Origin of the sequence: Clostridium tyrobutyricum DSM 2637 = ATCC 25755 = JCM 11008, from assembly GCF_000359585.1 — a bacterium.
GTDB classification, from domain to species: domain Bacteria; phylum Bacillota; class Clostridia; order Clostridiales; family Clostridiaceae; genus Clostridium_B; species Clostridium_B tyrobutyricum.
The window spans coordinates 88,892-101,332 of sequence record NZ_APMH01000010.1 but is presented as its reverse complement, the minus strand read 5'-3'; the positions used below and the strand labels follow the sequence as shown (position 1 = coordinate 101,332).

Sequence of the window (12,441 nt, the reverse complement as noted above, 5' to 3'; positions counted from 1 at the left end):
TTTTTCATATTATAAATCTGTAATTCATTTAATTTTACATTTCTGTTATTAACTAAACTCAATTTTTTAACTATCCATTAAATTTTATTATTTATAACTTTTTCTATAGAAGATTCAGCTATATTTAGCAGACAAGTTACACATATATCTACATTATTATTTACCCTAATATTTATATTCTTTATGTTTTTTCTAATTATACGGTAATTGATGGACTTGATTCCATATCTTATTTTCATATTCTAATGTTTTAGGGACAGTTAACAACTTTTGATCCTAAAAGTTGTTAACTGTCCCCACCAAATTACAATTATTTTACTAAGGGTTTTTTGAAAACGCCAAGTAAGCCCGCCGTAATAAATGATCCTATTACTATAGCAAGTATATACAATAGTGGATTCCCATTTATTACTGGTATTACAAAAATTCCACCATGTGGTGCAGGCAATCCTATATTAAATATCATTGAGAGTCCCCCTGCAACTGCAGCTCCTACTATCGAAGCAGGAATTACCCTTCCAGGATCAGATGCTGCAAATGGTATAGCACCTTCTGTAATAAACGTAGCACCCATTACATAGCATGTTTTACCTGTTTCTCTTTCTTCCTTAGTAAATCTATTTTTAAATATTGAAGTAGCAATAGCTATTCCAAGTGGTGGAACCATTCCTCCAGCCATTATTGCAGCATGAGGAGTAAATTTTCCATTTGCTATCATAGCTATTCCAAAAGCAAAGGCTGCCTTGTTTACAGGACCTCCCATATCTATTGCCATCATTCCTCCAAGTATAAGTCCTAAAATAAGCCTATTTGTACTTCCCATAGAGCCAAGCCAGTGTACTAATCCTACATTTATTGCCTTTACAGGATTTACTATAAATAGAAGCATTATTACACCAGTAATCAATATACCAAACAATGGATACAAAAGTACAGGCTTTATTCCTTCAAGCGACTGTGGAAGCTTTGAAAATACCTTTTTCAAAAGCAATACAACATAGCCAGCTATAAATCCAGCTATAAGACCTCCTAAGAATCCAGCATCACTTTTAGCTGCTATGAAACCACCTACCATGGCAGGAGCAAATCCAGGCCTGTCAGCTATACTCATTCCAATAAATCCTGCAAGTACTGGAACCATTAATGAAAATGCATAAGTTCCGCCTACATCATGAAATAATTGCGATATAACATTAAAAGATGGATCCTTAGGATCATAACTTTTAATACCAAACATAAACGATATGGCTATTAAAATACCACCGCCAACAACAAAAGGAAGCATATTTGAAACACCACTCATAAGATGTTTGTAAAATCCAACCCTCTGTTTTCCACCAGAGTTAGAAACTTTTCCCTTTTCATCTGAATGATAAACTGGTGCATCACCATTTGCAGCCTTGTTTATTAATCCTTCCGGATCTTTAATGGCCTCGGATACAGAAACTTGAACTAGTTTTTTTCCATCAAATCTAGCCATTTCAACCTGTTTGTCCGCAGCTACAATTATACCATCCGCCTTCTCTATTTCTTCATCTGTCAATTTATTCTTAACACCAGTAGAACCATTTGTTTCAACTTTTATGTTGACTCCAATTTCCTTACCTTTATTGTTAAGTGCATCTGCAGCCATATAAGTATGAGCTATTCCTGTAGGACAGGCTGTAACTGCCAGTACCAGCTTTTCTGAGCTGTCAATTTCAGCTGGTTTTTTATCTCCACCTTGGGCCTTTATATAAGCCTTTTCCTGTTCATCTATCATTCCCAGAACTTCATACTCAGATTGAGCATTTAAAAGATTGTTTTTGAATTCCTGATTCATAAGCATACTTGATAATCTTGCAAGAGTATCTAAATGTTCATTATTGGCACCTTCTGGCGCTGCTATCATAAAAAACAGTTGAGCATTAGTTCCATCTAGTGACTCATAATCAAGTCCATCTTTTTTTAATCCAAATGCTAATGCGGGAATCTTAACTGCAGCTGTCTTTGCATGTGGTATTGCTATACCTTCTCCAATTCCAGTTGAAAATTCAGCTTCTCTTTTTAATATTTCCTTTTTATATCCTTCTTTATCATTGAGCTTGCCTGCAGAATTCAGTATGTCTACAAGTTCTTCTATTACATCGGATTTAGTATTTGACTCTAAATTCAGCTTTATAGTGTTTCTTTGTAAGAGTTCAGTAATCTTCATAATATTTCCCTCCCATTATTTTAAAATATATATAGGACAAATTATTAAAGACATTTAACTGGTGAAATTTACAATATATTATTGGATTTATAATTTCTAAAAAATAACTATTTCCAATTAAAGGTTTTCAAATTTGCCATAGGCATATAATAATATATACCTAGAAAACTAATTAATAATAAAATTCTTCCTATAATTTAGTTACATTTATTTCAGCCATCAATTGCTCTACAAAAGCCTTTTTACACAAATCTATTGAAAAGGCCGTAGCACTTCCTGAAGCTGCACCATACTTAAATGCATCAACTATACTGTGACTTCTTGTATATTCAGCTAAAAAACCAGCTACAACAGAATCTCCTGCACCTACAGAATTTTTAACTGTACCTTTAGGTGCTGATGCCTTATATACTCCTTCGTCACATACAAGCATTGCTCCATCTTTTCCCATGGAAATTATTACATTTTGTGCTCCCATCTTTCTCAATTCATTTGCATATTTAATTACTTCATCTGAACTTTTAAGTTCTCTTTCAAATATTTCTCCAAGCTCATGTATATTGGGTTTTATTAAAAATGGTTTATATTTTAATGTAGCAGTAAGAGCTGAACCTGTAGTATCCACTGCCACTTTTCCATTTTTACATCTCTGCTGAATTCTAGAGTATATATCCCTAGGTACTGATTTTTGCACATTACCTGCAAGTACTATAAAATCTTCACTTTTTAAGTTTTCTACTTTTTTAAATAATTTTTCTAAATTTTCCTTGTCTATATCAGGACCTGCACCATTTATTTCAGTTTCTTGTTTTGATTTAATTTTTACATTTATTCTGGTGTCTTCCTTAACTTCTATAAAATCTGTAAAAATCCCTAAATTCACTAAAGAATCTTTAATAAACTTTCCAGTAAATCCACCTATAAATCCAAGTGCCTTACTTGAGACTCCAAGATTATTCAATACTCGAGATACATTTATTCCTTTTCCTCCTGCAAATTTTTTTTCATTGTCAACTCTATTAATGTCTCCTAGAATCAAATTTTCAGTCTGTATTACATAATCTATTGAAGGATTAAAAGTTACTGTATATATCATGAATCCATCACAACCTTTATATTAGTTTTTTCTGAATATCTTTCATAATTTTCTATTTGTCCATAGGTAATTATATCTGACATTTCCAAATCAGCTACTTTCACAAAACTAACCTCTCCAAATTTACTTTCATCTGCAAGAATATAGCTTTGTCTTGAGTGTTCAATAGCATTTTTTTTCAGTATTGCTTCTTCAGAATCAGGGGTTGTAAATCCATATTCAGGGTGAATGCCGTTTATTCCCAAAAAACATTTGTCAAATCTAAATTTAACCATGCACTTCAGCGCATCTATGCCTATAACGGCTTTTGTATTATTTTTAACTTTACCTCCCAATATATAACCATTTATATTATTTTCAATAATGGCATTTATATGCTTTAATCCATTAGTTACTATTATTATTTTCTTGTTGCTTATATATTGGATCATTTCAAATGTAGAAGTTCCTGAATCTAAATATATGCAATCTCCATCTTCTATGCAAGATGATGCAAATTGTGCTATTTTTTTCTTTTCTTGTACATTCTGTATCTCTTTTTCGCTATAGCTTGGCTCTATAAGTCTTCCCTTTGGAATAGCAGCTCCACCATGAATTCTTTTTACTGCATTTATGCTTTCCAGGTAATTAAGGTCACGTCTTATAGTAGACTCAGATGTATTTAAAATATTTACAAGGTAATTTATCTTTATAATTCCCTTTTGTTTTAGCTCATCTAATATTATTCTATGGCGCTGTTCTGTAAGCAAGATTTTTCATCCTCTTCCAAATTGAATTTATTAATGTTAACTCCTTATGCAGACATTATAATATAAATTTTTTTACTAATCAATCATTTTATTCTAAAATCATTCACTTTTTTTCATGATTCTTTCAAAAGTAATCAGTAGTATTAATTACAAATGTGATATAATTTTATTGATTAATAAAGTATTTTTATAAATCATTATTGATATCGTATAAATAAAGGAGAGAAAATTACATATGAATAAAAATTTTGCTACACTATTGAACTGTATGGATGGGAGAACTCAACTACCAGCTATAAATTGGATAAGAAATAATTTTAACGTGGAATACGTGGATATAATATCCGAGCCCGGTATAGATAAAGTCCTTTTTCTAAAAGACAAGGTTTTTCTAGCAAGTTTGAATAAAAAAATGGATATATCTTTAAATTCTCATGATTCAAAAATGGTATTTATAGCAGGACATTATGATTGTGCTGGAAACAGTGTTGATAAAGATGAACACATTAAACATATTAAAGCTTCTGTAAAATTATTAAAGAGCTTATATGAAAATATTCCTGTAACAGGATTGTGGATTAATAAAGATTTTAAAGTAGAAAAGATATGCTAAATAAATATACTAATTAGGATACTTATCATTCTTAGATATATATTCCAATTAGTATATTCTTAAATAAAAGATAAAATCATATTAGAACTTGATGCTAATGCTTCCATCCTTTAACTGAAGTTGTTTCATTTTAAGCGGAAGTCCTGTTGTATCTATATATATTTTGTTGTTTTTTAAGGACAGCCCACTTAAAGTTTTATTTTTTATGATATTTAATACAATACTTTTAGATAAATTCAATTTTCCAACTTTGAAATTATCTATTGCATAAACTATCTTTCCTTTTTCTAAATATGTATTACCGGAAGTGGATAAAAGTATATCTAATCCCTTATATTTAGATGGGAAATAAATATTAAATTTTCCTTTTAATACTCTAATGTATACAGTTTTTACTTTTAAATCCCCAAAGCTATTTTCACCTATAGGGTACAAGTCTATGAGTTGATTCAATTCTTCATTGCTAAGTGTTAATATTGCATTATCTTTAGGTATTTTAATAATTTTCAATGCCAATTTTTGAGATGGCTGTGGAAAAATCGGTATATCAGAAGAATTCCATGTAACCAAATAATAAAGCACACCTACAACTATTAAAACAGGCACAATTATTTTTAAAAATATTTTGGATTTTTTAGTCATAGATCAACCTCCTGGGGACAGTTCACAAGTTTTATTTATGAACTTTATTATAAGTGACACATAACAACTTTTCAACAATATTTAAATTTATAACAATATATACTATAAAATTAAATATTGTATAGTTAAAATTTTATTCCCATTTATAATATGTAATTTATATAAAATCCGTTCATGAAATCAAAAAGTTGTTATATGTCCCCCTAAAATCACACTAAAAAAGTAGAGCCATAAAAACACAGCTCTACTGAATTATTTTTTACCATCAATTAATAAACTGGAGTACAGTAATGTGCATACTTAGGATTTTTGCCAACAGTTAAATTAAAGAATAATTCTTTAATTTTCTTGCAAACTTCTCCCTGTTTTCCATCACCAACGACTCTATGATCAACTTCAATTATTGGAGTAACTTCCATAGCAGTTCCACTAAAGAAAACTTCATCTGATGCATAAAGTTCTGTTCTCGCAATACTTCTCTCCTGAACTTCCAAGCCCAATTCTTCTTTTCCAAGCTGCATAACAAGATCTCTTGTAATTCCTTCAAGGATATTATCAGAAGCTGGAGGAGTTATTAATTTTCCCTTTTTGTAGATAAATATGTTTTCTCCAGGGCCTTCGCAAACATGATTTCCTGAAGTTAAAAATATAGCCTCATCAAATCCTGCTCTTTTTGCTTCAAGTGATGCTAAAGCTGAATTTAAATAAGCTGCTGTAGCTTTAGTTCTTGGTGGAAGCATATTATCCTCAAGTCTTCTCCATGATGTTATTCCTACACTTAATTCTGACTTTCCTGCATATTTGTCTAAAGGTTGACAGTAAATTACTACTTTAGTGTCGGGTTTAGAAAGATTAGGTCCTATATCCTGAGCATCGTTATAAACTATAGGTCTTATGTATGTAGTACGCTTACAATTATTTTTCTTTAAAAGTTCGATTGTCCATTTACTTAATTCATCTGCTGTATATGGTATATTTAAGTTTAGCGATTTAGAAGATTGAAGTAATCTCGTATAATGATCCTTTAATCTAAATCCAAAAAGCTGCTTCTGTTCTTCATCCCAGTAAGCTCTAATCCCTTCAAAACATCCAAGTCCATAATTAAAAGCCTTACTTCTTATACCTATAGTTACTTCACTTTCATCTACAATTTTACCTTGATAAAATACATATGAATTTGACATTAAAAAGCCCCCTTGATTTCTTACTAATTTATTATAATTATAGTTAAATATAACGCTATAAAAAAATTTAGTCAATAAATCTAACATCTTATCAATAATTTTTATAAAAAAATATATTCATTTTAAAAATTATCAACCTATATAAAAATATTAACATTAAATAAAAAAATATAAAAGTCATATTTTAAATTTGATGTTCAAGTCTTAGTACAATTTCTGCAATTATACTGGCAAATACAAAAGTCCCTGTATAAACAGTCAATGCTACAACAACTATCTTCCAACTTAGATTTTTAAACAATTTTATATCTTTTCCTAGAGACAGACCTGCAAAAGCTAGAACTGGAGTTGTAAGTGCCAGCATGCTTATCTTACTTAAATACTGTTTATCCAAAAATGCTCCATATGGATCAATTGGACTTGTAAGTAAAACAGCTACTATGGACACCCAAAATACTACCGGTAATTTAACAGGTATTATCTTTTTAATTATAATTCCAATAATAGTTACAATAACTAATATTCCCATTCCAATAAAACTTATCTTTAAAGGCACCCTTTCACTTATAGTATTGCCTATTACAGAAACAAATCCAATCCATAATAAAATAATAAGTTTTTTTATTGCATTACTCATACATTATTCTCTCCTTTATGATTCTTGTTTTTGCCAATCTTAGGTTCTAACCAAGCATACATTTTATTGGCAACTGGAAGTGAAACAAATAATGTAAAATATATGCCTATTATAGTGGTTATAAGATTAGATGCTGCGGCAAAACTTGCGATTTCTTTGGCTCTTTCAGGGAAAACAGCTGCAATAGCTCCCGATGCTGCCGCCATCATACTTCCGGATCCAACTCCTGAACCCATAGCTAGAGCCAATGGATTAAATATCTTAAGTGATCCCAAATATCCTGCAAGCAGCCCAATATAAACTGCTCCAAACAAAGTTCCACAAATATATATTCCCATGACTCCACGTCCTTCAGGGGAATCCATACCATACTTTTCTGCAATAATAGCTATATTAGGTTCACGATCAATGGAAAAAGTAGCACCTACAGATTCACGTTTAAGTCCAAGTAATAGTGCAATTGGGAGTCCAATAATTACTGTTCCTAAAAAATGTCCAAGTTCTTGAAAGCAAATAGCCCAACCTGATTCAACAAGCATTACAATAGATGGCCCCATAGTGGCACCTATTTTTGCTACAAATATTATTACAGCAAGACTCATAATAGAATTAGATAAGTTCATTTCCTTGTCGGAAATAATTTTTAATTTAGGCAAACTTATTATTGCGCCCATGACAAGTGCAAACAACATTGGAAGAAATACAAGATACCCAGGTCCTACTTTAATCTTCTTTTCTCCAATAAATTCGGCTATCACAACTAGCACAAGAGCCAACAAACAAATTTTCCAGTATTTTTTTAACATGCTTTTCCTCCTATTTTTATTATTTATTATTTTTAATTTGACTTTTTAAGTCAAAAGTTGTGTACTGTCCCCAGCTTGTACCTAATTATAGAAGCTATTCATTACTTTCAAATACTCTTCTTTAGTAAATGTAGGTTTAAAATCATTTATTATTTTTTTGCCCTTTTCAGCATTATCTGCAAGTAAATCAACTACTGTCATTGCCATTAATTTTGCAGGCAAAATACAAGCTGAATAATAGTCCTCAACATTAAATTCCTTTGAATGCAATGTTCCACTTACTCCACCTATATAAGGATGTATACTTGGTATAAGTTGAGATACGTCCCCCATATCAGTAGAGGCAAAAAAATGTCCTGCATCTAAAATGCTGTCTTTTGGAAGAAGTCTTTCACAGTTATTTTCAAATAAAGAGTTTAATTGCTTTGAGCATTGAAGAGGCAAATATCCTGGTATATTCTTTATAATTGTCTTTGCACCTACTGCATCTCCACCTGCTTTAAGTGCCCTGTCAACCTTTTTATTGGCACTTGTCATGGCATCTACGGTCTTTGCTCTTACATAACTTTCAAGTCTTACATCTGAAGGTACTGAATTAACAACGTCTCCTCCTTTTGTTATAATAGGATGAAATCTGACATAGTCATCATCTTTGAAAGTTGATCTAATGGCATTTACACCCATTAGTCCAAGCATTGCTGCATCCAAAGCGTTTATACCCTCATGAGGAGCTTCTGCTGCATGAGCTGTTTTTCCAAGATATTGTATAGTTTTTGCTATAAATCCATTACTGGAAGTTCCAATTGCTGCAGTTGGATTTGGGCTGTCCTTTAAGGAGTGCATCATCATTGCTATGTCTACATCATCAAATTCTCCCTTATATATGAGTTCTTGCTTTCCACCCATAAAATGAAGTTTTCCTTCCTTACGAAGTTTTTGTCTATAAGTTACTTCTATGCATTCTTCTGCCGGTACTGCCATAAAGGTTACATTTCCATCCAATTTTTCTGCTACCCCTGACAATTTTAAACCTATTGCAGCTCCTATAAGTGCACCTAGCTGCAAATGATGTCCACAAGTATGCGCAGCTCCAGTTTCAGGATTTGTATTCTTGTTTCCCCTGCATATAACTGCATCCAGTTCTCCAAGTATAGCTACATTTATTCCATCTTTTTGATCTTTTAATTTTGCTTTTACTCCAGTAATAGCAAGTTTATCCTTGTAATTTAAACCTATTTCATTGAAAATATCTTTTACCTTTTGTGCTGTTTTTATTTCTTTAAAACCAAGTTCAGGTTCACTTTCTACAGATTTGGAAAATTTTATTATTTCTTTTGAATTCTCATCAATAATTTTACATATTGACTGCTTGATTTTTTCCATATTCATTATTATCCCCCCTAATATTTTATAAAATTATTTCAATATACTATTATACATGTTTTATTCATAAAATCCATGATAATTTTAAATAAAAGGTATACAAATATATTATTTCTAAATTTTTGTGAAATTATTTCTAAAAATGGATCATGCTACTTTTAAAATACCATAAAAAGACGAGCTACAATCTCTATACTGATGATTTACAGCCCGTCTTTACTATATGAAAAAGTTGTGTACTGTCCCCTAGTTGTCCCCTAGTTGGTTATTATTATATATTTCGTAATTTTGTTTTTCTAATTTTTTCCGCTTTTGACTGAATATCCTTGAGCTTTTGATTGTTGTCCTTTATTTTTATTCTTTCCAGGAATGCTGAATTTCTAAATATCTTCTTGAATACAAAATATCCTATTACCATAACTGCAAGTTCTCCCACTGCCTGTGTGAAAAATGTATAAAAGAAAGGTACCTTATACAATATATGGAGTTCTTCCGCTATAATTGCACTTCCTAAAACCGGCCATATCATTGAAATGGCCATTTTTCTGGTTTTCCACATGGCATAAGTTGCAAGCAAAGTAGCAAAGCTCCCTACAAACACATCAATTATACTGAAGCTATAGAAATTAGCTATAGCACAGCCTATGGTTAGAGAAATTATATAAAAAGGATCTATAAAAGTAAGAAAATTAAGCATTTCACTAAGTCTGAAGCCTATAGGCCCCCAATAGGAAAGTGATCCAAGTGCAATAGTTACAACTATATATATGGCCGCTACTACGGATATTTTTACAAGCTTGTTTGTTTTATTCATCTATATTGCCTCCCACCCCATCTAGATCTGCATTACATCTAGAATCTATATCATCAAGTATCTCAACTCTATTATAGTAAGTTGTCTGAAGCTGTTTAAATAAATTGCTGTTGTAAAATTCTTCTATAAGATTATTATCTCTTTTTACATGTGTTGTATTCTCACAGAATATATTTACAGTAACTCTTTCAAAATATTTAAGTCCCAATTCAACGTCCTTCTCTAAATTTTCAATACTCTGTCCAGATATACCAAAAAGAATATTTACCCAGTCAAAATTTTGAAAATCACATGCTTTTCTATTACCTATTCCCTTATTTAAAATATTTTCCCTATAATTTATATCAAAACTCTCCGCACCTACTATAAATTTTAAATTGGTTGGTTTAAAATGCTCTCTAAAATCATCTATAAGATCTTCATATTTAACGTGGCTTTCCATAATCATTTCTTTTATATTTTTATCCATACATAGGCTTTTGAGTTCTCTTAATGTTCCATTGTCAAGTTCACTTGCACTTCCCGAATTCATTATCTGAAGCACACCATACTTTCCAGTAACTTTTTCAAGCACTTTATGATTCAATTTATAATTTTTGGATTTATCTGAATCCTTGTCCATATGGTAATCACAAAATATACAATTTCCCCATGTACACCCACTTCCTCTTAAGAGCACTACTTCTCTAGGCAATCTTTTAGTGACTTGTCCATATCTTTTTAATTTTGATATACAGATCATATTGTCCCCCTTATATTCTTAATATTGAATTAATGGATAAAAGATAGAAAATAAGAACCATCCTAGATATGCAAATTGGCTTTTTAAAGCATGAATATAAAAAAAGGTGGAGAACTATCCCCACCTTTTAATCTCAAAAATAAACTATAATTAAATAATAACCTAATTATATATAGTTAATCCCTAGTTTTATTTATAGACAGGATGGTTACGAACTGTCTTCTATGCATTTATATATTTTATTATACACCTTAAAGTGTTATAAATCAATGTTTTGTATTTTTTATTAAATGTCAAGAAATATTATTAAAATTTCTATTTTACGTTTGCAAATATGTTTGTAAAACATGTCCTAAACAAAATTTAATTTGCAATATGTTAAATTATTCAATGCAAAAATATAACTCCAGCTTGAAATTAAGCTGGAGTTATTATAATTAACTAATTTTAACTTTGTCACTAAATATGTTATCTTGATATTGTAATAACATTTCCTTGTCTCCTACTGTTTCCTCAAAAACTACAGTTCCTTCTACTTCCCCGCCTGGTGCTAACTCCCAAGATTTTAAGGCTGTATCTTCATTTACATTAGAGAATGTTTCATCCTCAATTGTCCTTTACTATTTTGCATTTTAAAGTAAAAAAGATTATATGCTAGTTTCTCCTTTACATCGTTTTTTATTTTCACTCTAACTATAACAAATTCTTTTCCATCTTTAGGTATATCATATTCAGATCCATTAGATTTATCGATATTTAGCACTGTCATTTCTATACCTTTATATTTTGCAGTTTCCACAATAGCATAATAACTTTTCAATTCATTCTGCTTAGATTCTTCTTTTTTACTAGCTTGATTAGTTGTAGTTGTTTCCTTTAAAATCCTTCAATCTTTGCCGCAATGAGGACACTTCTCAACGCCTTTGGCAATATCAGCCCCACAAGCCCTGCACTTGACTAAATTCTTGTCTTCCAATATAATTCCCTCCAAATATGTATATTTTATTATATTGTAGTGATCTAATAATAAATTATATATACTTAAGTAAAAAAATAAAAGTTTACCAAAGAAGTAACTCTTCGATAGACTCAGATTATTTCTGTACAGTTTGGACTACATCTGCGGCATCTTTTATATTATCATAGGCAGGAGCCAACAACTGACTATCCTTAACTTCACTATTTACTTTTCCACAATGAGCTTGTTACTTAAAAATTCTATTCTTTTTTCATTCGAAAGTTTACACAACTTAACTTCAAACACGTACTTCCATAATTTAAACATTTTACTCATTTAATTCCTCAAATTTGACTTATTCCTCATTTTTTGATAGTATGATGTCATACCATTTGTTAACGTAATCGTTAACGTAAAATTCTTAGCCCTTGGAAGAGGGCTCTTTTTATCCATTAAATTCCATGGCACATCAAAACGCACAAACCTTTTCATTACTACATATGCCCTAAAAACTATTAACATTTCTTAATCTAAGTTTGTTCTTTTGCCAAATTTAATACGATTTTACCTTATATCGTCAGTGGTCATTTGTAAAATTTCTTTAAGTAACTGCTTTATTATGC

At 30.8% G+C, this 12,441-nt stretch carries 14 protein-coding genes; 1 reads left to right on the top strand and 13 read right to left on the bottom strand.

Annotation, left to right across the window (positions count from 1 at the left end; genetic code table 11):
* Positions 1–310: 310 nt before the first annotated feature.
* From J418_RS0106595 to J418_RS0106585, 3 genes are all read right to left on the bottom strand, one after another.
* Positions 311–2,194 (bottom strand): PTS fructose transporter subunit IIABC, encoded by a 1,884-nt coding sequence (locus J418_RS0106595; RefSeq protein WP_017895161.1) that lies wholly within the window; start codon positions 2,192–2,194, stop codon positions 311–313.
* Between the two features lie 190 nt (positions 2,195–2,384).
* The gene (gene pfkB, locus J418_RS0106590) at positions 2,385–3,290 is read right to left on the bottom strand and encodes a 1-phosphofructokinase (protein WP_017751624.1); all 906 of its coding nucleotides are present in this window, start codon (positions 3,288–3,290) and stop codon (positions 2,385–2,387) included.
* Positions 3,287–4,039, bottom strand: a complete 753-nt coding sequence (locus tag J418_RS0106585; protein ID WP_017895160.1) for a DeoR/GlpR family DNA-binding transcription regulator — start codon at positions 4,037–4,039, stop codon at positions 3,287–3,289. Before J418_RS0106585 ends, pfkB begins: the two co-directional genes overlap by 4 nt.
* Before the next feature lie 235 nt (positions 4,040–4,274).
* Here J418_RS0106585 and J418_RS0106580 point away from each other — a divergent pair, with 235 nt between their 5' ends.
* Complete coding sequence (locus J418_RS0106580; protein WP_017751622.1) at positions 4,275–4,652, top strand: carbonic anhydrase; 378 nt, start codon at positions 4,275–4,277, stop codon at positions 4,650–4,652.
* 81 nt (positions 4,653–4,733) lie between these two features.
* Here J418_RS0106580 and J418_RS0106575 read toward each other — a convergent pair whose 3' ends face one another.
* The 10 genes from J418_RS0106575 to J418_RS16930 form a co-directional block, all read right to left on the bottom strand.
* Positions 4,734–5,294, bottom strand: coding sequence for a hypothetical protein (locus tag J418_RS0106575; RefSeq protein ID WP_017895159.1), 561 nt, complete (start codon positions 5,292–5,294; stop codon positions 4,734–4,736).
* Between the two features lie 269 nt (positions 5,295–5,563).
* A complete protein-coding gene (locus tag J418_RS0106570; protein ID WP_017751620.1) occupies positions 5,564–6,478 on the bottom strand; it encodes a branched-chain amino acid transaminase in 915 nt (304 codons plus the stop codon).
* A 184-nt stretch (positions 6,479–6,662) separates the two neighbouring features.
* Positions 6,663–7,115 (bottom strand): hypothetical protein, encoded by a 453-nt coding sequence (locus J418_RS0106565; RefSeq protein ID WP_017751619.1) that lies wholly within the window; start codon positions 7,113–7,115, stop codon positions 6,663–6,665.
* A complete protein-coding gene (locus J418_RS0106560; protein ID WP_017751618.1) occupies positions 7,112–7,921 on the bottom strand; it encodes a DUF3100 domain-containing protein in 810 nt (269 codons plus the stop codon). The genes J418_RS0106565 and J418_RS0106560 overlap by 4 nt, the downstream gene beginning before the upstream one ends.
* Before the next feature lie 81 nt (positions 7,922–8,002).
* Entirely contained in the window at positions 8,003–9,310 is a 1,308-nt protein-coding gene (locus tag J418_RS0106555; RefSeq protein WP_017895158.1) for an amidohydrolase, read from the bottom strand.
* Positions 9,311–9,575: 265 nt separating this feature from the next.
* Positions 9,576–10,118 carry a QueT transporter family protein gene (locus tag J418_RS0106550; protein WP_017895157.1) on the bottom strand — a complete coding sequence of 181 codons (543 nt, stop codon included), beginning with the start codon at positions 10,116–10,118 and terminating at the stop codon, positions 9,576–9,578.
* Complete coding sequence (locus J418_RS0106545) at positions 10,111–10,860, bottom strand: hypothetical protein (RefSeq protein ID WP_017751615.1); 750 nt, start codon at positions 10,858–10,860, stop codon at positions 10,111–10,113. The genes J418_RS0106550 and J418_RS0106545 overlap by 8 nt, the downstream gene beginning before the upstream one ends.
* 437 nt (positions 10,861–11,297) lie before the next feature.
* Entirely contained in the window at positions 11,298–11,471 is a 174-nt protein-coding gene (locus tag J418_RS17060) for a DUF4352 domain-containing protein (RefSeq protein ID WP_080629775.1), read from the bottom strand.
* Positions 11,444–11,680: a DUF4352 domain-containing protein gene (locus J418_RS15510; protein ID WP_017895156.1), complete on the bottom strand. Its 237-nt coding sequence runs from the start codon at positions 11,678–11,680 to the stop codon at positions 11,444–11,446. The genes J418_RS17060 and J418_RS15510 overlap by 28 nt, the downstream gene beginning before the upstream one ends.
* 66 nt (positions 11,681–11,746) lie before the next feature.
* The gene (locus J418_RS16930; RefSeq protein WP_017895155.1) at positions 11,747–11,836 is read right to left on the bottom strand and encodes a zinc ribbon domain-containing protein; all 90 of its coding nucleotides are present in this window, start codon (positions 11,834–11,836) and stop codon (positions 11,747–11,749) included.
* Positions 11,837–12,441 lie beyond the last annotated feature (605 nt).